The organism is Eubacterium sp. BL-380-WT-2B (assembly GCF_009696115.1).
Taxonomy (GTDB): domain Bacteria; phylum Bacillota; class Clostridia; order Eubacteriales; family Eubacteriaceae; genus Eubacterium; species Eubacterium callanderi.
On the sequence record NZ_VUMP01000003.1, the window covers coordinates 282,790 to 308,810 of the forward strand.

The 26,021-nt window shown below is 52.7% G+C and carries 23 protein-coding genes and 1 riboswitch; of the genes, 19 read left to right on the forward strand and 4 right to left on the reverse strand.

Annotation, left to right across the window (positions count from 1 at the left end; genetic code table 11):
• Positions 1 to 2 precede the first annotated feature (2 nt).
• From fabG to FYJ53_RS07480, 10 genes are all read left to right on the forward strand, one after another.
• A complete protein-coding gene (fabG, locus tag FYJ53_RS07435) occupies positions 3 to 740 on the forward strand; it encodes a 3-oxoacyl-[acyl-carrier-protein] reductase (RefSeq protein ID WP_013379921.1) in 738 nt (245 codons plus the stop codon).
• Entirely contained in the window at positions 737 to 1,972 is a 1,236-nt protein-coding gene (gene fabF, locus FYJ53_RS07440) for a beta-ketoacyl-ACP synthase II (RefSeq protein ID WP_013379922.1), read from the forward strand. The genes fabG and fabF overlap by 4 nt, the downstream gene beginning before the upstream one ends.
• A gap of 2 nt (positions 1,973 to 1,974) precedes the next feature.
• Complete coding sequence (fabZ, locus tag FYJ53_RS07445) at positions 1,975 to 2,400, forward strand: 3-hydroxyacyl-ACP dehydratase FabZ (protein WP_013379923.1); 426 nt, start codon at positions 1,975 to 1,977, stop codon at positions 2,398 to 2,400.
• A 166-nt stretch (positions 2,401 to 2,566) separates the two neighbouring features.
• Positions 2,567 to 5,203, forward strand: a complete 2,637-nt coding sequence (locus FYJ53_RS07450; RefSeq protein ID WP_041690150.1) for a valine--tRNA ligase — start codon at positions 2,567 to 2,569, stop codon at positions 5,201 to 5,203.
• 90 nt (positions 5,204 to 5,293) lie between these two features.
• Positions 5,294 to 5,998, forward strand: a complete 705-nt coding sequence (locus tag FYJ53_RS07455; protein WP_013379926.1) for a response regulator transcription factor — start codon at positions 5,294 to 5,296, stop codon at positions 5,996 to 5,998.
• Complete coding sequence (locus FYJ53_RS07460) at positions 5,988 to 7,007, forward strand: HAMP domain-containing sensor histidine kinase (protein ID WP_013379927.1); 1,020 nt, start codon at positions 5,988 to 5,990, stop codon at positions 7,005 to 7,007. Before FYJ53_RS07455 ends, FYJ53_RS07460 begins: the two co-directional genes overlap by 11 nt.
• Positions 7,008 to 7,178: 171 nt before the next feature.
• The gene (locus FYJ53_RS07465; protein ID WP_013379928.1) at positions 7,179 to 8,168 is read left to right on the forward strand and encodes an efflux RND transporter periplasmic adaptor subunit; all 990 of its coding nucleotides are present in this window, start codon (positions 7,179 to 7,181) and stop codon (positions 8,166 to 8,168) included.
• Entirely contained in the window at positions 8,158 to 8,886 is a 729-nt protein-coding gene (locus FYJ53_RS07470) for an ABC transporter ATP-binding protein (RefSeq protein WP_013379929.1), read from the forward strand. Before FYJ53_RS07465 ends, FYJ53_RS07470 begins: the two co-directional genes overlap by 11 nt.
• Positions 8,873 to 10,129, forward strand: a complete 1,257-nt coding sequence (locus FYJ53_RS07475) for an ABC transporter permease (RefSeq protein WP_013379930.1) — start codon at positions 8,873 to 8,875, stop codon at positions 10,127 to 10,129. The genes FYJ53_RS07470 and FYJ53_RS07475 overlap by 14 nt, the downstream gene beginning before the upstream one ends.
• Before the next feature lie 389 nt (positions 10,130 to 10,518).
• On the forward strand, positions 10,519 to 13,206 hold the full coding sequence (locus FYJ53_RS07480) for a calcium-translocating P-type ATPase, PMCA-type (protein ID WP_013379931.1): 2,688 nt from the start codon (positions 10,519 to 10,521) through the stop codon (positions 13,204 to 13,206).
• Between the two features lie 47 nt (positions 13,207 to 13,253).
• Here FYJ53_RS07480 and FYJ53_RS07485 read toward each other — a convergent pair whose 3' ends face one another.
• Complete coding sequence (locus FYJ53_RS07485) at positions 13,254 to 13,784, reverse strand: DUF4364 family protein (RefSeq protein WP_013379932.1); 531 nt, start codon at positions 13,782 to 13,784, stop codon at positions 13,254 to 13,256.
• An 87-nt stretch (positions 13,785 to 13,871) separates the two neighbouring features.
• Here FYJ53_RS07485 and FYJ53_RS07490 point away from each other — a divergent pair, with 87 nt between their 5' ends.
• The 5 genes from FYJ53_RS07490 (at position 13,872) to FYJ53_RS07510 (ending at position 18,514) form a co-directional block, all read left to right on the forward strand.
• Positions 13,872 to 14,564, forward strand: coding sequence for a 4Fe-4S double cluster binding domain-containing protein (locus tag FYJ53_RS07490; RefSeq protein ID WP_073382426.1), 693 nt, complete (start codon positions 13,872 to 13,874; stop codon positions 14,562 to 14,564).
• Positions 14,565 to 14,587: 23 nt separating this feature from the next.
• Positions 14,588 to 15,265, forward strand: a complete 678-nt coding sequence (locus FYJ53_RS07495; protein WP_070081172.1) for a DUF975 family protein — start codon at positions 14,588 to 14,590, stop codon at positions 15,263 to 15,265.
• A gap of 101 nt (positions 15,266 to 15,366) precedes the next feature.
• The gene (locus FYJ53_RS07500; RefSeq protein ID WP_154557243.1) at positions 15,367 to 16,665 is read left to right on the forward strand and encodes a DUF512 domain-containing protein; all 1,299 of its coding nucleotides are present in this window, start codon (positions 15,367 to 15,369) and stop codon (positions 16,663 to 16,665) included.
• An 11-nt stretch (positions 16,666 to 16,676) separates the two neighbouring features.
• Entirely contained in the window at positions 16,677 to 17,996 is a 1,320-nt protein-coding gene (gene der, locus FYJ53_RS07505; protein WP_013379938.1) for a ribosome biogenesis GTPase Der, read from the forward strand.
• A 56-nt stretch (positions 17,997 to 18,052) separates the two neighbouring features.
• On the forward strand, positions 18,053 to 18,514 hold the full coding sequence (locus tag FYJ53_RS07510; RefSeq protein ID WP_013379939.1) for a GNAT family N-acetyltransferase: 462 nt from the start codon (positions 18,053 to 18,055) through the stop codon (positions 18,512 to 18,514).
• A 42-nt stretch (positions 18,515 to 18,556) separates the two neighbouring features.
• Here the strand turns inward: FYJ53_RS07510 and FYJ53_RS07515 are convergent, their stop codons facing one another.
• The 3 genes from FYJ53_RS07515 to FYJ53_RS07525 are packed head-to-tail and all read right to left on the reverse strand — an operon-like array spanning position 18,557 to position 20,939.
• Entirely contained in the window at positions 18,557 to 18,766 is a 210-nt protein-coding gene (locus tag FYJ53_RS07515) for a hypothetical protein (RefSeq protein WP_013379940.1), read from the reverse strand.
• Between the two features lies 1 nt (position 18,767).
• Complete coding sequence (gene trpD / locus FYJ53_RS07520) at positions 18,768 to 19,877, reverse strand: anthranilate phosphoribosyltransferase (RefSeq protein ID WP_013379941.1); 1,110 nt, start codon at positions 19,875 to 19,877, stop codon at positions 18,768 to 18,770.
• Between the two features lie 24 nt (positions 19,878 to 19,901).
• A complete protein-coding gene (locus tag FYJ53_RS07525) occupies positions 19,902 to 20,939 on the reverse strand; it encodes an alcohol dehydrogenase catalytic domain-containing protein (protein ID WP_013379942.1) in 1,038 nt (345 codons plus the stop codon).
• Positions 20,940 to 21,034: 95 nt separating this feature from the next.
• A riboswitch (cobalamin riboswitch) is annotated at positions 21,035 to 21,210 on the reverse strand.
• A gap of 123 nt (positions 21,211 to 21,333) precedes the next feature.
• Here FYJ53_RS07525 and FYJ53_RS07530 point away from each other — a divergent pair.
• The 4 genes from FYJ53_RS07530 to FYJ53_RS07545 all read left to right on the forward strand — a co-directional run bounded on the left by FYJ53_RS07530 (position 21,334) and on the right by FYJ53_RS07545 (position 25,830).
• Positions 21,334 to 21,804 carry a hypothetical protein gene (locus tag FYJ53_RS07530; protein ID WP_013379943.1) on the forward strand — a complete coding sequence of 157 codons (471 nt, stop codon included), beginning with the start codon at positions 21,334 to 21,336 and terminating at the stop codon, positions 21,802 to 21,804.
• Positions 21,805 to 21,987: 183 nt separating this feature from the next.
• The gene (locus tag FYJ53_RS07535) at positions 21,988 to 22,689 is read left to right on the forward strand and encodes a response regulator transcription factor (RefSeq protein WP_013379944.1); all 702 of its coding nucleotides are present in this window, start codon (positions 21,988 to 21,990) and stop codon (positions 22,687 to 22,689) included.
• Entirely contained in the window at positions 22,686 to 24,443 is a 1,758-nt protein-coding gene (locus tag FYJ53_RS07540) for an ATP-binding protein (protein WP_013379945.1), read from the forward strand. Before FYJ53_RS07535 ends, FYJ53_RS07540 begins: the two co-directional genes overlap by 4 nt.
• Positions 24,444 to 24,888: 445 nt before the next feature.
• The gene (locus tag FYJ53_RS07545; protein WP_013379947.1) at positions 24,889 to 25,830 is read left to right on the forward strand and encodes a radical SAM/SPASM domain-containing protein; all 942 of its coding nucleotides are present in this window, start codon (positions 24,889 to 24,891) and stop codon (positions 25,828 to 25,830) included.
• The last annotated feature ends 191 nt before the right edge of the window (positions 25,831 to 26,021 follow it).

Sequence of the window (26,021 nt, forward strand, 5' to 3'; positions counted from 1 at the left end):
AAATGGAAAATAAAACAGCATTGATCACCGGTGCCAGCCGGGGAATCGGCAGAGCCATTGCTCTGAATCTGGCAAAGGAAGGCTATAACATAGCCATCAACTACAACGGAAACGCTGAAAAGGCCGCTGCCGTTAAAGAAGAATGCGAAGCCTTCGGCGTACGTGCCATGATCTGCCAGTGCAACGTGGCAGATAACGCAGCGGTCAAAGAGATGGTGGACCAGGTGGTCACTGAGTTTGGGACCATTGACGTGCTGGTCAACAATGCGGGTATTACCGATGACGCGCTGATCCTGCGCATGAAGGAAGAAGCCTTTGACCGGGTTATCGACACGAATCTCAAAGGCTGCTTTAATTGCACACAGTATGTATCCAAGGTCATGCTAAAGAAAAAGAAGGGGAAAATCATCAATATGGCTTCAGTCGTCGGTATCGGCGGCAATGCCGGACAGGCGAACTATGCGGCCAGCAAGGCCGGGGTCATCGCTTTGACAAAGACAACCGCCAAGGAATTCGCGTCCAGAAATATTACCGCCAACGCCATTGCGCCGGGCTTTATCGAGAGTGATATGAGTGGCGCTTTGTCCGAAAAGGTGCAGGAAGAGATCCTGAGCCAGATCCCGCTTAAACGTTACGGCACCCCTCAGGATGTGGCCGACCTGACCGTTTTTCTGGCAGGGGATAAGAGCAGCTATATGACCGGGCAGGTCTTCAGTATTGATGGAGGTATGAGCATATGAGACGTGTTGTGATAACAGGGTTGGGCATTGTCTGCCCGATTGGAAACACCCTTGACGAAACCTGGGAGAGCGTAAAGGCAAACCGCTGCGGCGTGGGCGAGATCACCGCCTTTGATACCAGTGACTACAAGGTTAAGCTGGCCGCTGAGGTTAAGGATCTGGACACTGAGCAGTATTTCAGTAAACGGGAGATGAAGTTTAACGAACGCTTTACGCAGTTCGCCCGCATTGCAGCCAGGCAGGCTTATGCAGATGCAGGTCTTGAGGATTCCGGGCTCGACCGTGACCGTTTTGGCGTTATTGTGGGCTCCGGTGTCGGCGGACTGCGCAAGATTGAGGAATCCACCGAAACACTGAACAGCCGGGGACCGGGCCGGGTATCGCCGTTTTTTATCCCCATGGCCATTGTCAACCTGGCGCCGGGAAACATTGCCATTGATTTACAGGCAAGAGGTATCTGTTCCAGCAGTGTGACGGCCTGTGCCTCAGGAACGAATTCTATCGGGGAAGCCTTCCACCGCATCCGTTTTGGCTACGAGGACGTTATTGCGGCCGGCGGCAGCGAATCCACCATCACGCCCCTCGGCATTGCGGGCTTCCAGTCTATGCGCGCACTTTACAGCGGCGATGACCCCAGACGCGCGTCCATTCCGTTCGATAAGGAGCGCAGCGGCTTTGTCATGGGTGAGGGTGCAGGTATCCTGATGCTCGAGGAGCTGGAGCACGCAAAGGCCAGAGGCGCGAAGATTTACGCCGAAGTCGTGGGCTATGGCACCAGCTGTGACGCGCACCACATTACCGCTCCTCTTGAGGACGGCAGCGGTGCAGTAAAATCCATGAAAAATGCGTTAAAGGACGGCGGACTGGCGGTTAGCGATGTGGATTATATCAATGCCCACGGCACCAGCACTGCCTTGAATGATAAAGGTGAAACAGCGGCAGTAAAGACACTTTTCGGCAATCACGCCAAAGAGCTGATGATTTCCTCTACCAAGTCCATGACCGGGCACCTGCTGGGCGGCAGCGGGGCTGTAGAGGCGGTTATCACAGTTAAGGCCCTTCAGGATGGCTTTGTGCCGGCAACTCTGAACTATCAGGTGCCCGATCCCGAATGCGACCTGAATGTGGTGCCAAACGAAGGCGTGAAAAAGGATATTCACTGTGCCATCTCCAATTCCTTTGGATTTGGCGGACACAACGCAACTCTGGCGTTTGCGAAATGGGAGGATTGAAAATGCTGTTAAACTCAAATCAGATACAGGAAATTATTCCGCATCGTTATCCATTTTTACTGGTAGACCAGATTATTGAGATGGAGGACGACCATGTCGTGGGTGTCAAATGTGTCACGGCCAATGAAATGCACTTTATGGGGCATTTTCCGCAGCAGCATGTCATGCCCGGCGTTCTGGTCATTGAAGCGCTGGCCCAGGCGGGCGCGGTGCTGCTTTTGTCCAAAGAGGAAAACAAGGGTAAGCTTGCGCTGTTTGCAGGCATCAACAAAGCACGTATCCACCGTCAGGTCATTCCAGGGGATAAACTGACTCTGGATGTCACCTTCAAAGGGTTCCGGGCAGGGATCGGCTTTGCGGATGCGCTGGCAACCGTGGACGGCGAAAAGGCTGTGAAATGTGAGCTGATGTTCGCGGTTCAGCAGTAATAAAAAAGGGCCGCTTCCATTTTTGAAGCGGTCTTTAATTTTACAACTAATTTTCAGTCCACCCTTTCAAAATAGCCGATGGTTTGGTATAATAATAAAATATCGAAAAATTTATCACGGTTTAAAAACATTAACATAGAGAGAGGTAAGCAGATTGAAAAAAGAAATGTCAAAAGTCTATGATCCGAAGGACGTAGAAAGCCGTATATATGCCTGGTGGCAGGAAAAGGACTATTTTAAGCCCGAGGTACACCAAGGCGGAAAATCTTTTACTATTGTGATGCCGCCGCCGAATATTACCGGGCAGCTGCACATGGGCCACGCCTTTGATGACACTCTTCAGGATGTGCTCACCCGGTTCAAGAGAATGCAGGGCTATGCGGCATTGTGGGTACCGGGGATGGACCACGCCAGCATTGCCACCGAGGTAAAGGTTGTTGAAAAAATTCGTAATGAGGAAGGCAAAACCAAGGAAGAACTGGGACGCGAGGAGTTCCTCAAGCGTGCCTGGGACTGGGCTTTGACCTATAAGGACCGTATCCGTGAGCAGGTTAAAAAGCTCGGCGCCTCCTGTGACTGGGACCGCGAGCGCTTTACCATGGATGAAGGCTGCAGCGAGGCGGTCAAGGAAACCTTTGTCCGTTTATACGAAGAGGGCCTGATCTACAAGGGAAGCCGTATTATAAACTGGTGCCCGGACTGTAAAACCGCCCTTTCTGATGCGGAGGTAGAGTACGCTGAGCAGGCAGGCCATTTGTGGCATATCCGTTATCCCATCGCGGGCAGCGACGATTACGTTATTGTTGCCACAACCCGTCCGGAAACCATGCTGGGCGATTCCGGCGTAGCGGTCAATCCAAATGATGAACGCTATAAGGATCTGGTAGGCAAAACCGTTATCCTGCCGCTGGTGAACAAGGAGATTCCGGTAGTTGCCGATGACTATGTGGATGTGGAATTTGGAACCGGTGTGGTCAAGATGACCCCTGCCCATGACCCCAATGACTATGAAGTCGGAAAACGCCATAACCTTGAAGAAATCAATGTCATGAATGAGGACGGCACCATGAACGAGCTGGCTGGAAAATACGCTGGTATGGACCGCTATGAATGCCGCAAGGCGGTTGTGGAGGATCTCAAGGAGCTGGGCCTTCTTGAAAAAATTGAGGATCACGTCCACAATGTCGGCGAGTGCTACCGCTGTGGCACTACCGTTGAAACCATGACTTCTGAGCAGTGGTTTGTAAAGATGGAGCCTCTGGCAAAACCCGCCATCGAGGCAGTCAGAAACCGTGACACCCAGTTTGTGCCGGACCGTTTCAGTAAGATTTACTTTAACTGGATGGAAAATATCCGCGACTGGTGTATTTCCCGTCAGCTGTGGTGGGGACATCAGATTCCCGCCTATTACTGTGATGACTGCGGCGAGATGGTTGTCGCCAAGGAAATGCCGGCAGTTTGTCCGAAATGCGGCGGCACCCACTTTACACAGGACGAAAACGCTCTGGACACCTGGTTCAGCTCTGCGCTGTGGCCCTTCTCAACCCTGGGCTGGCCGGAGAAAACCCCGGATCTGGAAAAATTCTATCCCAACGATGTTTTGGTGACTGGCTATGACATTATTTTCTTCTGGGTTGCCCGCATGATCTTCATGGGTTTGTACAACATGGGTGAGGTTCCTTTCGCCGATGTCTATATCCACGGTTTGATCCGTGATTCCCAGGGCCGCAAGATGAGCAAATCTCTGGGCAACGGCATTGATCCGCTGGAAATCATTGAGCAGTTCTCCGCAGACGCGCTGCGCTTCTCGATCATCACAGGGAATTCTGCGGGTAACGATATCCGCTGGCAGGACGAAAAGCTGGAAGCCAGCAGAAACTTTTTAAACAAAATTTGGAATGCCGCTCGCTTTGTGCTGATGAATCTGGATGAAAATATCATGGATCAGCAGGACGCTGCACTTGCCAATTTGGAAAATACTGATAAATGGATTCTGAGCCGCATGAACGACGTTGTACGGGATGTGACCCAGAACATGGATAAATACGAGCTGGGAATCGCAGCCCAGAAAGTTTACGATTTTGCCTGGAACGAATACTGTGACTGGTATATCGAACTGGTAAAACCAAGACTGTACGGCGATGATGAAACCACCAAGGCAGCGGCGCAGTACACCCTGAACCTGGTACTGACCAACATCCTTAAGCTGCTGCATCCGGTCATTCCCTTTATCACCGAAGAAATTTATGGCTACCTGCCAGGTGCCGGCGAGGCCATCATTGTGTCTGAGTGGCCGGAATATGACGAAGCCCTGCATTTTAAGCAGGAAGAGGAGGATGTCCGCTTCCTGATGGCCTGTATCAAGAGCATCCGCAATATCCGTTCCGAGATGGATGTGCCAAACGCCAAGAAAACGCAGCTTTTTGTCATCACAGACAATGCGGCACGTGGGGAGCTGATGCTTAAGTCGGCTGTTTACTTCGAGAAACTGGCCTCTGTCTCTGGAATCTCCGCCATTGTCAAAGATGACGTTCAGGAAAACTATGTGAGCGCTGTTGTCGAAGACGCAGAGCTGTTTTTGTCCATGGACGAGCTGGTAGACAAGGAAAAGGAAATTGAGCGTCTGAACGGCGAGAAGGCCAAGCTTGAGAAGGAGCTGGACCGTGTGGACAAAAAGCTGTCCAACAAGGGCTTTACAGATAAGGCGCCTGAAAAGGTCGTGGAGGGCGAGCGTGAAAAACAGCGCAAATATCAGGAAATGCTGGATAAAGTGCTGGAACGCCTGGCCTATTACAATCAGTAAGAAAATAAAACAGAACAGGGCGGAAGGAGACTTCCGCCTTTTCTTTAAAGGAAAGTTGTATTTATTGCCGACTAAATGAAAGGAGTTCCCATGAACGAAGAAGGAAAGAAACGGATTTTGATTGCAGACGACAATCAGGATATTTGTGAGCTGGTAGAAATTCTGCTGACAGCAGAAGGCTTTGAGGTCGTTCAGGCTAAAAACGGTCAGGAGGCAGTGGACAGGACAGATGATTCCATTGATCTGATCATACTGGACGTCATGATGCCCCAGAAATCTGGCTACAAGGCCTGTTCAGAGATAAGGGAAAAGACACGGGTGCCCATTTTATTTTTAACAGCCAAGGACCAGGATTCCGACAAGGTTATGGGTTTTTCTGTGGGCGGTGATGATTACCTGTCCAAGCCCTTCTCCTATACCGAGCTGGTATCCCGTGTGAAATCCCTGCTGCGCCGCTACTATGTGTACCAGGGCAGCGCGCCGGCGGAAAAGAGCAACAAGCTGGTGATCCGCGACCTGGTGCTGGACAAGGATGCGCAGAATGTCGAGATAGGCGGGGAGATCGTCACCCTGACCGACATTGAGTACCGGATACTGGAACTCATGATGGACAACCGGAAAAAGGTATTCTCTGCCCAGAATATTTACGAAAGCATCTGGAACGAGCCCTATTTCTACTCTGCCAACAACACGGTCATGGTGCATATCCGAAACCTGCGCAAAAAACTCAAAGATAATTCTCAGGAGCCCCAGTATATTAAAACCGCCTGGGGAAAAGGCTACTATGTTGACTAAGCAGGAGGAAAGTATTTTCAGGTCGAAGCTCGGGCTGACAATCATGAAATACTTTGGCATTTCCTTTGTCATTGCGCTGGCTTCAGGGGTTGCCACCACGCTGCTGCTGAACTGTTTTATCCGTGAGAACGGTATCTCAGGCGAGACGGTGGAGCTTTTGTCCTACATGGTGACCATCGCGGTGCTTTTCGTCGTGTTTTTAAAGCTGTTTCATAAAAAGATCCGTTATATTCATACCCTGGAGCATGGCATTGAGATCATTGAGGGCGGCGGGCTGGAGTATCCCATTCCTGTGGAAGGAGATGATGAGCTGACTGCGCTGGCCATACAGCTCAACGATATGCGGCGCACACTGCAAAAGCAGATAAACGAGCGTGAGACCGCGATCCGTGAAAATCATGAGATGGTCACCGCCATATCCCACGATATCCGCACACCGCTGACCTCAGTGATCTGCTATCTGGATCTGATCAGGGACGGCAAAGTCAAAAGCCCGGAGGAGGAAGCAGTTTATATCAATAACGCCCTGGAAAAGGCCTGTCAGATCAAAAACCTTACCACAGCCCTTTTCAGCCATTCAGTGGCAGAGAATGAGGAGGTCATGTTCCATTACGAGCTGATCGACGGCAACGAGCTGCTGGCACAGGTTTTATCAGAGAGCGTTTTTCTGCTGGAGGAAAAGGGACTTACCGTCCAGGTAAAGGACAGCATTGCGGAGGGCTTTGCCATCAATGTGGATATTCAGCAGTTTCGGCGCGTTTTTGATAATCTCTGCTCCAATGCCCTGAAATACGCTGATCCCCGGCGGCCCATCAGCTTTGACGTCATGCTGGAGCCGGATACCCTGCGGATTATCCAGACAAACCAGGTGCGCAAAAACAGTGGCGGCGAGAGCTTTGGCATAGGACTGAAAACCTGTGAAAAAATTGCGGAGCGCCATGAAGGGACCTTTAAAAGCTGGATTGAGAAAGGTGAGTTTGTGGCGATCTGGACTCTGCCGCTGTATTAGCCAAAACCCTGCCGTCAGGCGGTCCGGTGCTGTTTTTTATTTTGTTCCGCAAAAAGAACACATGATGTACGATTACAGATCAAATATTAATAAAATCTTTAGATTTCAGCCCGAATTTCTTCATGTTTTTATGTTAAAATGATTCACAACAAAACAAATAATGGAGGCACCATGAATAAGAAAAAAAGTATCATTATTACGCTTGTCATACTGGCAGTCGTTGTCGTAGCACTGGGCGTCTGGGCCTGTACGCGCACCAGCCAGCCGCAGGCGGCCGCTGTCAAAACCACAGCCCTCGAGAAGACCAATCTTCAGAGAACGGTTTCGACCAACGGTACGGTTGAGAGCACCTATGTAGAGCAGGTCAGCAATATGACCGGCATTCCGGTGTGGGATATTGATGTATCTGTCGGCGAATGGGTTGAAAAGGGCGACCGTCTCTGCCGCCTGTACGATGAAAAAAGCGATACCTGGGAACGTGTAGAAGCCACGACTTCCGGTACAGTGACAGCCATCAGCGCCCAGAACGGCGCCCCGGCTAACGGTGTGCTCTTTACCATTGAGGATACCAACAGCCTGCGTGTGGTCACGAATATCAAGGAGGCGGATGTGGGGACTGTACAGCCGGGAATGAAGGTAACCATTAAAACCGACGCGACCGGAGACAAGGAATATACCGGTACTGTGCAGAGCATCGCCCCCACTGCTGTCAAGCAGTCCAGCGCGTCCGGCACAGGTGCGACAGCCGCGGCTTCCTCGGGAAACCAGAACCCGGAATTTGAAACCAGGGTCCGCATTGACTCGGACATCAGCGGTCTGCTGATCGGGATGAAGGCGCGTCTCAACATCATTGTTGAGGAAAGAAACGGCGTTTACAGTGTTCCATTCGATGTGCTGACCACAGGTGCGAACAATGAAAGCTGTGTACTGGTAGCCGCTGACCCCAAGGACGGCGTCTATACTGTGAAGGAAGTACCTGTCACCACTGGTACGGAAACGGACTTCGCCATTGAAATTTCAGGCGACCAGCTGACAGAGGGGATGCAGATCATCACCGATATTGACAAGGTTAAGGCCGGCGATTCTGTCACACTGCAGCAGGCAAATAACAACAGTACAGCCCAGGCAGATACTGCCCAAGGAGACACCAATGCGCAATAAGATCATCGAGATGAAGGGCATTGTGAAGCGCTTCTATGTGGGTTCGCCCAATGAGCTTGAAATCCTTCATGGCCTTGATCTGGAAGTCTTAGATGGCGAGTTTATATCCATTATCGGGGCATCAGGCTCAGGCAAGTCCACGCTGATGAACATCATCGGCGCCCTTGACCGGCCCACAGAAGGCGAGTATTATCTGGATCAGCTGCTGGTCAGCACCATTAAGGACAGTGGCCTCTCTAAAATACGCAACCAGAAAATCGGCTTTGTGTTCCAGACCTTTAACCTGATTCCGCGCTCCACAGCGCTCAGCAACGTTGAGCTGCCCATGCTTTACGCGGGCGTGCCCAAGGCGGAACGCCGTGAGCGGGCAGAGGAGCTTCTGGCTCTGGTGGATATGTCGGACAGGGCAAAGCACCGTCCCAACGAGCTTTCCGGCGGACAGAAGCAGCGTATCGCCATCGCCCGCGCCATGGCCAACGACCCGTCCATTATTCTGGCCGATGAGCCCACCGGCGCGCTGGACAGTAAAACCGGCCGCATGGTCATGGATATTTTCCATGAGCTGCATGAAAAGCAGGGCAAAACCATTATTTTGATCACCCATAATCCAGAGCTGGCTGATGAAACCGAGCGGATTATCACCCTGAGTGACGGCAATATTGTCGGCACCCGGGCGGGCACAGGAGTGAGATTGGAGCGACACCATGAACTTGCTTGAGAATATTAAACTGGCCCTGGAAGGGCTGCGCGCCAACAAGATGCGGGCGCTGCTGACCATGCTGGGCATCATTATCGGGATCGCCTCGGTCATTGCCATCACCTCTCTTGGTGATGCCATGTCCAATACCCTGAACGAGACGCTCTCCAACGTGGGTGGGCGCAACATTCAGCTGTACGTCATGCCCAAGGATGTGGACGGTACTTACTCCAACAGTGATGAGGACAACATTACCGATGAGATGATTGAACGTTTCAGACAACGCTACGGCGATGAGATTGAGGGCCTTGAGATCAGCAATAACGTGGGGGCGGCCAAAACCGTTGATGTTATCCCACAGCAGGAGATGAAAATCACGGGCGCCAATCATGATTACTTCACCGTTGAAAATGTTAAGATCGTCCAGGGACGCGCCATCAGCGACCGGGATGTTGAGGGCGAGAAAAACGTCATCGTCATTTCCAGTATTATGCAAAAAAATCTGTACGGCGAGGGAAGCGATCCTATCGGTAAGGAAATAAAGGTGGAAACCACCTATGGAACAGAGAGCTTTTATGTGGTAGGGGTTTATCAGGACCCCATGGAGGATGCGACCCAGAGCGCCATGATGGTGGCGATGGGCGGCAGCGGCCGTTCGACGGCCTATATTCCCTACACAACCGCCAAGAACATCACAAACGATACAACAAAGGGCTACAGCATGATCATGCTCATGGCTTCTCCAAATGTCAGCTCCACAGAGCTTGCCACTAAGGCGGCAGCCTATTTCAATAAATTTTATCCTGAAAGCAGCAACAGCAAGGTAGAAGCCCAGAGTATGGAAAGCATCATGAAGGAAATGAACACTGCCATGTCTCAGGTATCCATGGCCATTGCGGTGATCGCGGGCATATCGCTGCTGGTTGGCGGTATCGGGGTTATGAATATCATGCTGGTATCTGTTACCGAGCGTACGCGGGAGATCGGGGTGCGCAAGGCTCTGGGAGCGCCCAACAGCGCCATCCGGATACAGTTCCTTGTTGAATCTATGATCATCTGTATCATCGGTGGTATCCTTGGCATCCTGCTGGGTGCGGGCTTTGGCGCTCTTGGCGGTCTGCTGCTCAAGACGGCGGTGGTGCCGTCCCTTGGCTCCATTGCTCTGGCTGTAGGCTTCTCAATGGCGATCGGCGTGTTCTTCGGGTACTACCCGGCCAATAAAGCCGCCAAGCTTGATCCCATCGAAGCCCTGAGGTATGAGTGAGAGCAAAACCGTGATCTTCGGATAGTTTGGCTGTTGCCTTCCTTTTGGCGTAGGGAACCACGCCCTCGTGGTTCCGCGCTATTGGATTGCCCCTGACAGGCTTAAACACTCCATCTGGATTTCCTGGATTATGTGTTTTTAAATTTTATCTTTACTTCCTGTGGTTAAAGTGCTAAAATATAGTAAATTAACTAAATAAAAAGCACCCTGAAGGGGAGTAACTCAACCATTAAGGAGCTGCTTAGTCGTCATTTCGAGCGAAAGCTCCGGCTAAGCATCAAGCGTTATACTTGAGAGTAAGACCTTTATTTCTAATTTCGCGTTTGTCTTTGGGCAGGCGGGGTAATTTAGAGATAAGGGTCTTTTATTTATAATTCAAGGAGGACAGAATGACAAACGAAGAAAGCAACAAGTCAAGGGAATCTTTCTTACTATCCGTAACGGAAACCGAGAAGGTTTATGACACCGATGCGCGCACCGGGCTCAGTGATGCCCAGGCAGCCGCCAGGCAGCAGACCTACGGCAAAAACAAAATGGCTGAGGGAAAGCGAAAATCGCTGCTGCGGATGTTCCTGGAACAGTTTAAGGATTTTCTGATTCTGGTACTGGTCGCTGCCGCGGTCATATCCGGGTTTCTGGGAGAAATCAGCGATGCCATTTTAATTTTAATCATTGTTATCCTCAACGCTGTCATTGGGATGGTGCAGGAAAATAAGGCTGAGAACTCCATGGAGGCGCTTAAAAAGCTGACCATACCCGAAGCCAAGGTGCTGCGGAACGGCGTGCAGACGGTCATTAAGGCCGAGGATCTGGTGCCGGGGGACGTGGTTTACCTGGACGCCGGGGATAACGTGCCCGCAGACGGCCGGCTCATCGAGGCCGCAGCCCTGCAGATACAGGAATCTGCCCTGACAGGGGAATCGGTGGCGGTTGAGAAAAACCTCTCTGATCTGAGCAACCCCGAGACGCCGCTGGGCGACCGGCTGAACTCGGTTTATATGAGCAGCACCGTAACCTATGGCCGCGGGAAATTTATTGTGACGAAGACTGGCATGGACACAGAAATCGGCAAGATCGCCGGGATGATCCAGGGAACAGTATCCATGCAGACGCCGCTGCAGAAACGGCTGACGGAGCTGGGAAAAATCCTGGCGGTGGGCTGTCTGGGCGCGTGTATTGTGATTTTCTTTATCGGCCTGGTGCGGGGCGGCGATATGCTGGAAATGTTTATGACCGCTGTAAGTCTGGCTGTGGCTGCCATTCCAGAGGGCCTACCCGCCATCGTTACCGTGGTGCTGGCCATGGGCACCCAGCGGCTGGTGGCCAAGCACGCCATCATAAGAAAGCTGCCCGCGGTCGAAACACTGGGCGCAGCGTCTGTGATCTGCTCAGATAAAACCGGAACGCTGACTCAGAATAAGATGACCATCAAGAAGGTCTATGCCAATGACGGGATCGTAAGCGCCGAGGATATCAAGGATGATGGCTTTACCGACAGTGAGCGTCTGGTTGTGCGGATCGGCCTGCTCTGCAATGACGCGTCCATCGTGACAGACGGCAGCGGCGTGAAGGAGATCGGTGATCCCACAGAGGTGGCGATGGTCGCCTATGCGGCCAGCCTCGGCTATCAGAAAAACGAGTATCTTGAAAAATATCCAAGGGTCAATGAAATCCCCTTCGATTCGGACCGTAAGCTCATGACCACAGTGCATAAGGACGGCGAGCATTATTACAGCTTTACCAAGGGCGCGCCGGATGTGCTGCTGAGCCGATGCAGAAATTATCTCAAAGGGACGGGAAGTATTCCCTACGAAAGTGTGGCTCTTCCCTTTGACGCTGAAGCCAGGGCCGAGGTTGAAAAGGCCAACGAAACCTTGTCCGATGACGCCTTCCGTGTGCTGGGCTTTGCCTTTAAACGCTATGACAGCGAGCCAGAAGTGACCATGGAAGAGCTCGAAAATGATATGACCTTTGTGGGGCTGACGGGCATGATTGACCCGCCGCGTGTGGAGGTCAAGGACTCTATCCATGAGTGCCACACCGCAGGCATTAAAACCGTTATGATCACCGGGGACCACAAGAATACCGCGGTGGCCATCGCAAAGGAGCTGGACATCTACGGCGAGGACAGTATCGCCTTGTCCGGCACGGAGCTGAGCAGTATGTCGGATGCGGAGCTGGAGGAAAAGATCGACCATGTGGCCGTGTACGCCCGGGTGTCGCCTGAGCACAAGGTGCGCATTGTGGACGCCTGGCAGAAGAAAGGTGCAGTGGTTGCCATGACCGGCGACGGGGTCAATGATGCTCCGGCGCTGAAGAAGGCCGATATTGGCTGTGCCATGGGCATTACGGGCACCGACGTCTCCAAGGAGGCGGCTGAAATGATTCTGACAGACGATAATTTTTCCACCATTGTCTCCGCGGTCAAAGAAGGCCGTGGAATCTACGAGAACATCAAGAAGGCTGTCCACTTCCTGCTCTCCTGTAACATTGCAGAAATACTGATCCTGTTTATCGCCACACTCATCGGCTGGATTCAGCCTTTGCTGCCTGTGCATATTTTATGGATCAACCTGATTACCGACAGCCTGCCGGCGCTGGCGCTGGGGGTTGAAAAGAACGACGATGACATTATGACCAAAAAACCAAGAGATCCCAAGGAAAGCATTTTTGCCCACGGATTGGGCGGACGCATTATTTTCCAGGGCGTTGTGCTGGCGGCCATCTCATTGTTTGTCTTTAATTACGGCAATTCCCACTTTGGCCTGGACGAGGGACGTACCATGGTCTTCGCGGTTCTGGGCTTATCCCAGCTGACCCATGTGCTCAATGTCCGGTCTGAAAGCAAATCGGTGTTCAGCAAGCAGTTTTTCACCAACCGGTACCTGTGGGGCGCGATTCTGATTTCAGCGGTCCTGCAGCTGTCCGTCATTCTGATACCGGCAGCCCACCCGCTGTTCAGCGTGACCTTCCTGAACCCTCAGGAATGGCTGATCATTGTGGCCGCGTCACTGGCGCCGCTGGTGGTTGTGGAAATCACGAAGCTCATCGGCCGGCTTGTACGCCGGGACAAATAAAAATAAAGCCCGCAGACAGTAAGGGTCTGCGGGCTTTTCTATTTGAGCTAGCTGGTCTGCGTGAGCAGCTTGATGATGGAAGCGTAAAGGTTCTGAGTGTCATTTTTCCAGTTGTCACAGATATTCAGCGCCTGTTTCTGGGACGGTGTGTTGATGTTCAGTTCCATCAGGACAATGTTATTTTCATGGAGCTTGAGCTGTACCTGGTAATCGCCGTCGGTATTTTTTGTATAGTTGCCGATGACCTTGACTTCTCTGAAAATGCGGTCCCGGTTCTGTGAGATGTAGAGCTCCAGCATTTCGCGGATATAGGCTGGGATGTCCTTCTCAAAAATATTCAGGGTCTCCCGCCCCTTGGCGGTGATGGCGACCACGGTTTTATCATCATCCATCTGGTATAAACGGATAAAATCATCCTCGATGAGGTTGTCGATATAGAGCTGAATGTCAAAATAGCTCATCTGCAGGTTTTCAATAATGATAAAGGCCACCTGCTCGCGGGTGATGCCGGTTTTGATTTTATTGAGTACGTATAGTATAATAAGCTTATCTTCAGCCTGATGTTGAGTGTTAAGCACGCGATGAACCTCCCTTGGAAAAATTGAAGTTACCCTATCATTATAGCACAGATTTAAAAACAAATGTGGTAAAAGGAGAAGATTTTTATGAATCCATTAAACGAAAAAATAGAGGCTCTGGGAAAGGGGCTTGGGGCGGCACAGGTTGGCTTTGCGGATTTAAGCGGCCTGCCGGACGGGTTAAACCTGGGCTATCCTGGCGCTGTGTCGGTGGTGGTGCGCCTGTCAAAGGGGATTTTAGCCCAGATGGACGACGCGCCCACAGCCACCTATTTCAGCCATTACCGCATTGTCAACCGTCTGATTGATGAGATTACCCTGAGGGTGGCGCTGGCCCTCGAGGAAGGGGGCGCGATGGCGGTAGCCGTTCCGGCTTCACAGTCGCTGCCGTCTGTAAAGGGCGAGAACCCATACCGCGGGCTCTTCGCCCACAAAACCGCAGCCGTCATTGCCGGCATGGGCTGGATCGGGAAGAGCGCTCTGTTTATCCACAGGGATTACGGCCCCGCGGTGCGGCTGGGAACCGTACTGACCGACGCGCCGCTTGACATTGTGGCCGCTCCTGGAAAGAGTGAATGCGGCAGCTGTCAGGACTGCGTGAAGGCCTGCCCGTCCATGTCCATCGAGGGAACGATTTGGGAGCCGGGCATGGAGCGCAGCTATCTGTTAGACGCCCACAGCTGCAGCGAGTATATGAAGGAAGCCTACCAGCACATTGGCCGCGGCTCGGTCTGCGGGCTGTGTATGGTGAGCTGTCCGCATTTCGGGAAAAACCTGTGAGTGCGCTTAAGAAGGAGAAATAAATGAGAAACAGGACAAGCCAGGACATGAAGCTGTCTGCTAAGGTACAGCTCAGAGGACACTGGGGGCCGGCGATTTTGATCATGTTCATCACATGGCTGGCCATCGCGGGGGTGCCGACCATTATGCTCCTGCTGGAAAAGGTGGTTTTTAACGTGGATCTGGACGCGGAAATCTATGACCGGGTTTCAAACATCGTATCGTTTGTTTTGGCAGGCCCGCTGTCCTATGGGGCCGCGCGCTTTTATATGAACCTGTACCACGGCCGGGAGGCAGGAGCGGCAGATCTGTTCACAGGCTTCAACCGGTTTGCCCGATGCTTTTTAGCCAATCTGGCCATGGGCGTCTTTACCTTTCTGTGGGCGCTGCTGCTCATTATTCCGGGGATTATCGCTGCCATCAGCTACTCCCAGACCTACTACCTGCTGAACGATTATGAGGAGCTGTCCTTTATGGATGCCATCACCCTGAGCAAGCTGATGATGCGGGATTACAAGCTGGAATATTTTCTGCTGTGCCTGACCTTTATCGGGTGGTGGCTTCTGGTCATCGTGACTCTGGGCATTGCCATCATTGTGGTGGGGCCTTACCTGAATGCCACCTTCGCCAATTTTTATATGGGCCTGAAGGAAGAGCGGCAGGCGGTTATTGATCATTTTATGGCTAGGAAGCAAAACTAAGCTTTCCAAATAAGGGGAAAGTATGGTATAATAAAAAACTGCGCTGCAGGCCTTTGACAGAGGCCTTGAATAGAAGAAAAATAGATTAAGTGAGAAAAACATTGGGTAAATTTAAAATAGAGGGTGTTGCCCCGGGCAGCATCTTTGAAGAACTGGAAATTGAAAAGGGCGACACACTGCTCACCATCAACGGAATGCCTGTGGCCGACATCATGGACTACCGGTATCTGCAGGCAGACGAGCAGTTGATGATCGAAATTGAAAAGCCAAGCGGCGAGATCTGGGAGCTGGATGTGGAAAAGGATTTTGAGGAGGATCTGGGGCTGGTATTTGATGAAAATATGCTGGAAACCCGGACCTGCAAAAACAATTGCGTTTTCTGCTTCATTGACCAGATGCCCCCGGGAATGCGGGAAACCTTATATGTCAAGGACGACGATGAGCGTCTCTCCTTTCTGCTGGGCAACTATGTCACGCTGACCAACCTGACCGAGGCGGAAATGGAGCGCATTGTACGCTACCGGATTATGCCCATCAACATCTCTGTGCATACGACAAACCCGGAGCTGCGGTGCGCCATGCTGCACAACCGCTTTGCCGGGTCGATTGTGGAATCCCTGCGGTATTTTGCCGATAACGGCATTGGCATGAACGGACAGATTGTGCTGTGCCCCGGCTATAATGACCGCGATGAGCTGAGACGGACCCTGAATGACCTAATGGGCTTTTACCCGCAGATGGCCTCCGTCTCTGTGGTGCCTGTGGGCCTGTCCAAATACCGTGAGGGGCTGGCAAAACTCGATAAATTTGACGCAGAGGGTGCCAGAGAGACCCTGTCCATCATCAGCGATATTCAGGATCAGATGCGGAGCCAGTATGGTACAAATTTTGTCTACGCCAGCGACGAGTTTTTCCTGCTGGCCGGCGAAGCCTTGCCGGATTCCAGCTATTACGACGGTTTCCCGCAGATTGAAAACGGCGTGGGCATGATGACAGATTTTAGGGAAAGCCTGGACGCCGCCCTGAGCGAAGCCCGCGGGGTACGTGGAAACGACGTATCCCGCAGAGTCGGCATTATCACCGGGCAGTTGGCTGCGGATTTTATGCGGGACTGCGCCAAAAAGGCAAGCGCCGTCTGCGGCGTGGAGCTGTCTGTTTATCCGGTCACCAATGATTTTTTTGGCGAGGACATCACAGTGTCCGGGCTGATCACGGGGACGGATATTATCAGGCAGGTGCCTCCGGGGGCAGACTGTTACCTGATCCCGGAAAATATGGTCCGCAGTCAGTCCCATGACCTGCTGGACGATGTGACAACAGAAGATATTGAAAAGGCGCTTCAGGCAGAGGTGCGCATTGTCCCGGTGGACGGCGCGGCCTTTCTGGAAGCGATGAAATAAGGAGGAATACTATGGCAAAACCGATTGTCGCAGTGGTGGGACGCCCGAACGTGGGCAAATCCACCCTGTTCAACAAGCTGGTGGGCGAGCGTATCGCCATTGTGGAAGACACGCCCGGCGTTACCAGAGACCGTATCATTGCGGATGCGGAGTGGCAGAACCATCATTTTACACTCATCGACACCGGTGGGATCGAGCCCCACACTAAGGATGATATTTTATTGCAGATGCGTGTCCAGGCAGAACTGGCCATCGACATGGCAGATTTGATCGTGCTGCTGGTGGACGGGCGTGAGGGGATGACTGCCTCCGATTTAGAGGTGGCCAACATGATCCGCAAGCACAGCAAAAACGTTTTGCTGGCTGTAAACAAGGTGGACAGCCAGCAGTTGGAAAACAATATTTTTGAATTTTACAATCTCGGCATTGGTGAGCCAATCGCCATTTCCGCCGAGCAGGGCCTTGGCCTTGGCGATTTCCTGGACGAGGTAATCGAACGGGTTAAAAAGGTCTATGATGAGGACGCGCAGGAGGATGATAACCTGAAAATCGCGGTGATTGGAAAGCCAAACGCGGGTAAATCCACCCTGATCAACAAAATGGTGGGCCATGACCGGCTCATCGTCAGCGATGTACCCGGCACTACCCGGGACGCCATCGACACAGAGGTGCGCTTTAATGGACGGGATTACACCCTCATCGACACTGCGGGGCTGCGGAAGAAGAAAAAAATTTATGAGGATATTGAGCGTTACAGTATTGTGCGCGCCATCGCCGCTGTTGACCGAAGCGATGTGGTTCTGGTGCTCATTGACGGGGAAAAGGGTGTGACCGAGCAGGACGCTAAAATTGCCGGTATCGCCCACAACCGCTCCAAGCCGTCCATCATCATTGTCAACAAATGGGATATTGTGGAAAAGGACACCAAGACCATGGATAAAATGAAAAGGGAAATCCGCGATACCCTTTCCTTTATCGACTATGCGCCCATCCTGTTTATCTCGGCCAAAACCGGGCAGCGGGTCAGCAAGATTTACGAAACCATTGATTTTGTCAAGAGTCAGACGGAAAAACGCATTACCACCGGTAAGCTCAACGAGGCCATGACAGAATTCATCATGATGAAGCAGCCGCCGACCAAGAGTGGCCGCCGTCTCAAAATCTTTTACGCGTCACAGACTGGTGTGAACCCGCCGACCTTTGTGGTATTTGTCAACGACGCGACGCTGATGCACTTTTCCTATCAGCGTTATCTGGAAAACAAAATCCGCGATACCTTTGATTTCGATGGCACGCCCATCCGGTTTTTTGTGCGGGAACGAAACGACTAACACAAACACAGGCCTCTTCATTGCGGTGGAGAGGGCTTTTTTATAGGGAGGATAAAATGAAACAGGAATACAGCATTGAAAGGATCGGCCGCAGAACCGATCAGGAGATCGAAAAACTGGCTGAAATATGGGAGGCTTCTGTGCGGGCCACCCATGATTTTCTGGGAGAGGAAGATATTCAGGGACTGGTCCCTGAGGTGAAGGCCGGCCTGAAGGGCGTGGAGCAGCTGATGCTGGCCCGTAACCACCTGGGCACAACCGTTGGATTTATCGGGATTGACAAACAGAAAATTGAAATGCTTTTTGTGGAGCCGAACTGGTTTGGAAAGGGCGCCGGCAGTTTTCTTATCTGCCATGCCCTTGAGAACTGCGGTGCCACCGCCGTAGATGTGAATGAGCAGAATCCCGGCGCAAGAGGTTTTTACGAGCATATGGGTTTTCGCGTAGCATCAAGGTCGCCCTTAGATGAGCAGGGGCGGGAGTTTCCGATTTTACATATGGAAAGAGAAGAAAAATAAGGCGATTATTAAAAAAGGACCGCTGCTCAGCGGTCCTTTTTTCTATTGCAGAAAATAATCCTCTTCCTCAAGCACGAGTTTTACGATCCTCAGATTTTCGAGCTCGGGCTTCAGGGCGGCGAGCTGCTCCTTCAGGCTGTCAAGTCTGCTGTCATCATAGACGCTGGCTTTATGGATGCCGACCAGAATGTAGGCGCCGTCGGGAGCTATTTTCAGGTAACCATTGTCAGCTTTAAAGGCGTAGAGATTCATTTTACACCTCGGCGGCCAGGGTGAGGGCTTTCAGCTTCGCGAGACCGGCCTGGGGATCGCGGTTCTGGGCAGCGACCCATTTTTCCAGCGCCTTGTAGGCCGCGCCGCTTGCGATGAGCTCATGGCTGCGCAGATAGCCTTCCGGAATGCTTGCAGCTTTTCCCGCAACATAGAGAATCAGCGCGCTGTTCAGGCAGACGATGTTGGTGCGGGTGGGGGTGGAGACGCCCTTCAGGATACGGACAATGCCCTGGGCGGCCGCGTCCACAGAGCCCCAGGGAGCCAGCTCGTCCAGTCTGCCCGGCTCAATCCCAAGGCTTTCCGGCGTCAGGATACTGCGCTTTACAGTGCCGTCGGGCATCAGCTCAGCCATGTGGGTGGCGCCGACTGTGGAGGCTTCGTCGATACAGCCGTCTCCGGCTTCGCCGTAGACGATCAGTGCGTGCTCATAGCCGATTTCACGCATGATGTCCGGGACAAATTCCAGCATATCCAGGGAGTAGACTCCGCGGACTGCGTATTTTGGCAGGGCGGGATTGGCCAGAGAGGCGGAGATGTTTAAAACGCTGCCGAAGGAGATCTGTGACAGCACCCGGCCGAGGGCAGTGGGATGGACCTCGGAGCTCATGCCGTTAAAGATGCCGATGCCCGCGTTCTCGATGCTGGCCTTTACCACGTCCACGCTGCAGTCCACATCCACGCCCAGGGCCTCCACCGCGTCGATGGTGCCGCACACAGAGGTGAGCGCCCGTGAGCCATGCTTGGCCATGGGGACGCCGTCTGCGGCGGCGATGATGCCGGCGACCGTGCTGATATTAAAGGTCTTAAAGGTATCCATGCCCGTGCCGCAGTTTTCCACCACAGGCACAGCGGTCTGAGGCGTGACCTTGCAGGTGTCAATTTCGTAGATGGCCTCAAAGCTGCCGGCTACTTCTGCGGCGGTCGGGCCCTTGGCGCTGAGGGCGGCCAGAAAAGCCCCCTGCTGCATGGGCGTCTGGCGGTCGCCCAGGATCTCCATAAACATTTCCTTTGATTCTTCCTTGGTCAGATTTTCACGGTTGATGAGGCCGGTGATCACCTGGCCATATTCTTTCATAGTAACTGCTTCCATTGTTTTACTCCTCCATATGGTGTGTTAATCAAAAACGACGATGGTCGACAGGGTTTCAAGCTGACGTACGCGCTCAAGGCCGTGCCGCAGCTCCTCGAGCGGAATGCGCTCAGTGATCAGGTCTTTTACAATCAGACTGCCGTTCTCCAGCAGTGCCTTGGCCCGGCGGCTGTGCGCAATGCTGCACCCGTAGGCGCCGGTCATGATCTGCTCCTTGTAGTGAATGGTGTTGATCTCGGGCTGGGTGGCGCCGTCTGGGATAATACCGCTGAAATGGCCGAAGCGCCCCTGCTTTTTAAGCACCCGGAGCGCCAGGTTCATGGCGTCTGCGGCTGCGCAGCAGGGGATCACCGCATCCACGCCCTGGCCGTCTGTCAGTTCCCTAATGGCGCCCTCGGCCTCCTGCCCGCTCGCGAAAACAGCGTCAAAGCCCAGCGTCTCGGCGCGGGCGGCCCGTTCGGGGTCAGACTCAAGCAGAAGGACCTTACGCACGCCCAGGGCTCTTGCCACACGCAGGTTGAGGATGCCCATACGGCCTGCGCCGATGATCAGCAGGGTGTCGTCAGGCGCAAGCTTCAGCTTTTCCTGGACGTTGACGCAGCAGGAGAGAGGCTCGATAAAGGATATCTCCTCAAAGCTCAGCGCGTCATTTTCAATGATGTTGATGATCTGGCCCCGGACGCCCTCCGCAGGCACCACCAGGTATTCCTGGAAGCCGCCATCATAGTTAAAGCCCATGATGCGCACGTGGTCGCAGAGGTTATCATCGCCCTCTTTACAATAGGCGCACGCGCCGCAGGCAATCCCCGGGTGCACGTGTACCCGCTGTCCCTCCTGGTAGCCTGTGACTGCAGCGCCCACACCGGCGATAACACCGGAAATTTCATGGCCCAGCACACGCGGGTATACCAGGTCACGCTGACCCATGGTCAGGCATTTGAGATCGGTTTTGCATAAATTGCAGGCCATGACCCTGACAAGGACTTCGTGGTCGCCGCAGGCCGGAATGGGCCTTTCGGTCATTTCCAGCTGGCCGGGGCCTGTTAAAACAACTGCTTTCATTTGGTATCTCCTTATTTTTCAAACAAAAAAAGCCCGACCTTAATCTAAGGTGCGAACTTTCCATCATTCCCACAGGCCTCCACCGCTCAGATAAAGACCGTCGACACATTTCAGGCAGGTTTTCTGACTGAGGATTAACGCCGGGCTCCCTTCCCATCCTTTTGGACAGTGGTGATGAGCCGGGCAATCCACTTACAGCGGCGGGCCCGTCTAAGAATCTCACTTAGTTCCCTATTATCTGCCATGCAGCACCTGAAATGTTTTATGCTTTTTTATTATCATATCACATTTGTTTTGGGTGTCAAGACAAAATGTAAAAGTTTTAATCCAAACGTGATATAATAGCGGTATTAACTGTGCGGCGACGCTGTTTATAAAAAATGAGGAGGAAAAAATGGGACATTTTGGATTTTCATACATCGGTGTACTGTATCTGCTGATGCTGTTTATCCCCAACCTGATCTGGACAAGGAGGCAGCCGGAGGGCTATGATTTCAGACATGAGCATAAACTGCTGGTGTGGTGTGAGCGTGTGGGGCAGGTGGGGGTGAGCTGCTGCGCCCTGATCTTTACGGATTTTAACCTCCGCCCTCTGACGCCCTGGAGCCTGTGGCTGGCGCTGTCCTTTGGGCTGATGCTGCTGTACGAGGGCTACTGGGTCCGGTATTTTAGAAGTGGGCAGAAGCTAAAAGATTTTTATTCGAGCTTTTGCGGTGTGCCGCTGGCAGGGGCAACGCTGCCGGTGGTTTCGTTTCTGCTCCTGGGGATCTACGGGAGGGTCATTTTGATGGTGGTGTTTGTGGTGATTTTGGGCATTGGGCATATCGGGATTCACTGGCAGCATTTCCGGGAGCTTAAGGAGTGACAGGTAAGGATCTTGAGAGACGAAGCCTTTTTCTTATCTGGACAAAAGGCGCAGTCTCGGTTTGCGCCGCTTTTTTAACAGTCACAGATTTGCCTTCTAAATTTAATCTAGATTTTACATGCCTTTAACACAACATATGCTATAATCATATTATGTTAAAATTGAGCGAGAATTGGAGAGAAAATGAAAAAAATTCTGATTATAGAAGACGAACTTAATATATTTGAGCTGATTAAATTCAATCTGGAAGCCCAGGGATTTGAGGTGGCGGGGGTCCACGAGGGGACCGGCGCGGTTGAGAAAATCGTGGATATCCGGCCGGATCTGATCATTCTGGATTTAATGCTGCCGGGCAAGGACGGGCTCACCATCTGCCGCGAGGTGCGGGCGGATAAAAACCTGTCTTACATTCCAGTCATCATGCTCACCGCCAAGAGCGAGGAGTTTGACAAGGTCCTTGGCCTAGAAATGGGCGCAGACGACTATATGACCAAGCCCTTCAGCGTGAAGGAGCTCTACGCCCGGGTAAAGGCTGTCCTGCGGCGCACCGAGATGATCAAAAGCTCAGACACAGAGGAGATCGCAGTGGGCAGCCTGCGCATTCTGCCCGGCTCCTTCGAGGTATACAAAAACGGCAAAAAGCTGTCGCTGACGCTGAAGGAATACGAGCTGCTCCTGTATCTGGCAAACAATAAGAACAAGGTGCTGACCCGGGATCAGCTGCTGGACGAAATCTGGGGCTATGAGTATTACGGCGAGACCCGGACAGTGGATGTCCACATCCGTTACCTGCGGAAGAAGATTGAGGACGACCAGGAAAAATACATCGAAACCGTGCGCGGCGTGGGCTACCGCCTGGTAGAAAACCTGGGAGGTGATCAATGAAAAAACGCATCACCATTGTCTTTTCAATCCTGATCGTGCTGGTCACTGCCTTTTCAGGCGTTTTCTCCTATGTGATCTTCAAAAACGCCTACTATGAATCCACCGAGAGCAACCTGAAAAGCAACAGCGAGTATATTGTCGAGGACCTGATGCCCGGCTACATCAAGACCGGCGACGTCACCGGGCTCGAGCATTATGCAAACAGCACCAACCAGCGCATCAACATCATAGATGTGGAGGGGAACGTCCTGTTTGAGTCCCTGAGCGGTATCGGTTCGCTGGACAACCACCTGAGCCGGCCCGAGGTCCAGGGCGCCATGAAGGGGACGCCCACCACCTCGGTGCGCTATTCCGACACCATTATGAAGAATATGCTCTACCTGGCAGCGCCATACTATCAGGATGGGCAGATAACGCATATTGTAAGGATCGCAGTGCCTCTTGACGTCATGGAGGATGTGAGCTACAGCATTATTAACAACCTGATTTTTGTGGCGCTGGCCAGTATCCTCATCGCCATTGTGATTTTTGCCTTCCTCTTAAATAACGAGACAAGACCCCTGGACGAGGTCACCATTTTCGCCAGAAAGATTGCCCGGGGCGATTATAAGACAAAGCTCACCATGCTCAGGGACGATAAAATCGGCGATTTGGTCGACTCGCTCAATACCATGGCCGAGCAGCTGGATGCCTCCTTCAGCAAGATCAACCGCAAGAATATTGAGCTGTCCTCTGTGCTGTCCAGCATGAACCAGGGCATTATCGCCGTAGACCGGGATAATAAGATCATCCTGATTAACGATACGGCCCGGGGCATCTTTAACATCGACCTGAAGAAGGAAATCAAGGGGAAAAATATCCTGGAGGTTTACCGCGACCCCTTTGTGTACGAGCTTCAGGACAAGCTGGCAGAGACCGAGGACGGGCGGCTGGACTACGAAACCCGTATCGAGGAGCGTATCTACAAGGTCACAAGCTCCCAGATGCTGGACAAGGGCGACCAGACCTACAATGGCAATATCATCATTCTGGAGGATATTACCATGATCAAGGGGCTGGAAAATATCCGCCGGGACTTTGTGGCCAATGTGTCCCACGAGCTGAAAACCCCCATTACCACCATCCGCGGCTTCATCGAGACCATTCAGGAAAACCACATTACCGACGAGGCCACCCTTGGCCGTTTTTACAGCATTATCGCCGATGAGAGTGAACGCCTGACCCGCCTGGTCAACGATATTCTGATCCTCTCTCACCTGGAAAACAACCAGCGCAGCGGCGAGGACAAGCGCGAGGTCATCGGTGTGAACCAGGAAATCCTGCGGATCTTCGACATTCTCAAAATGACGGCTGAGTCCAAGCGTATCGAGCTGCGCTATCAGAAGGAGGGCGACATCAGCGTTATCATCAACCCGGACGATTTCAGGCAGATGATGATCAACCTGGTGGACAACGCCATCAAATACACGGACGAAGGCGGCAGGGTGGATGTGTCGGTCTACGAAAATGGCGCGCATTTCTGCATCCTGGTGGAGGATACCGGCTGTGGCATCCCCGAGGAGGACATCCCGCGGATCTTTGAGCGTTTTTACCGTGTGGATAAGAGCCGTTCCAAGGAAAACGGCGGCACTGGCCTGGGCCTTGCCATTGTCAAGCACATTGTCCAGAACAACAAGGGAACCATCGAGGTGACTAGCTCAGTGGGGATTGGCACCACCTTTAAGGTGACCCTGCCAAAGAATTGTGACGCGTGATGCAAAGGCGGAACCAATTGAAAATGCAGAATGGAGAATTAGAGGAACAAAATGCTGCGCATTTTGAATGAAACGGCGGCCGAAGGCCACTGTCTTAATCGCTTTTGCGGCAGCAAAAGGGGTCTTTTAATTCTCCATTCTCAATTCTTCATTTTCCATTAATAAACCTCTGCGGAACACTTTTTCTCGTAAGGCTAACGTCCCCCCCACCGATGATGTGCTGTTTCAGCACATCATCTTTTTTTATGGCCGAGGGCGGTTTGGGCCGGTCTGGAAAGTTAAAAAAATATCAATTCAAATAAAGCTTTACCAGCAGGACGTTGGGTGCTATAATGGATATAATAAATTATTAGATTGAATAAAAATTCTTATAATGGCATAGCTGCAACAGCCAGCGCAGAAGCCAGCGTGAGGCCCTGAGAATCAGGCGTGGGAGGAGGATAATATGAACCAGAGGAATCCCTATTTAAAACATGTAAAGCGGCTAGAATTCAGCGTGACACACCGCTGCCGGAGCCGGTGCGCGCACTGTGCGCTGGGCCCGGACAGGCTTGACGGGGAGCTCTTGCCAGAGGATGCCGCCGCTGCCCTTGAGGCGGTGGACCGCGCCTGCGCGCTGGAATCGGTGCTGACCTTTGGCGGCGAGCCCCTGCTGTGCGTGCCCACTGTCTGCGCTGTGCACCAGCAGGCAGAGGACCGTAGCATCCCCAGGCGGCAGCTGATCACCAGCGGCTGCTTTACCCACGACAAGGCGCTCCGGGAGCATACGGCCGACCGGCTGGAGGCCAGCGGCGTTAATGAAATCCTTTTATCTGTGGACGCCTTTCACACCGAGCACCTGCCAATCGCCGAGCAGTACGCCTTTGCCCGCGCCCTGTGTGAAGCCGGGCTGGGCAGCGTCACCGTTCTGCACCCCACGTGGCTCAAGGGCCCGGAGAGCCGCGATCCCTATGACGCGAAAACCAGGGCATGCCTCAGGCGCTTCGAGTCTCTGCGCCTGCCTGTGGGGGTGGGAAACCGCGTTTTTCCGGGCGGAAACGCCAGGATTTACCTCGCCGATTATTTCCAGAGGACGCCGTTGGATGCCGGCTTTCAGTGCGGCACGGCTGCCTATACCGAGCGCCTGGACGCCCCCACATCCCTGGCGGTGGACCCGGACGGTAGCGTACGGGTGTGCGGCTTTGTCATCGGAAATCTGCACCGGGAGGCGATGGCCGATATACTGGGAGGCTATAATCCCAACCGGCAGCCCCTCATGCGCGCCCTGCTTGAGCAGGGTATCCCTGGCCTGATCGCTGCCGCCAGAGACTGCGGGATCGAGGTGAGCCCCGGGGACTACGATTCACCCTGCGCGCTCTGCCGAGCGGCGGCCCGGCAGCTTAAATAAAGAACAAAGCCCTGATGAAAAGCAGAGCCAGCGTTTCAAAAAAGGCAAAGTGTTAAATAGAGGACAGTTTAGTTGAAAATGGAAAGTGAAAAATGGATAATGGGGAAGCCTTTTTTCATAACGCAATTTTCCGAAGTCAGCCCATGTGTTATGAGAAATGGCCAAAACCCGCATAAACAGGCGTTTTGCGG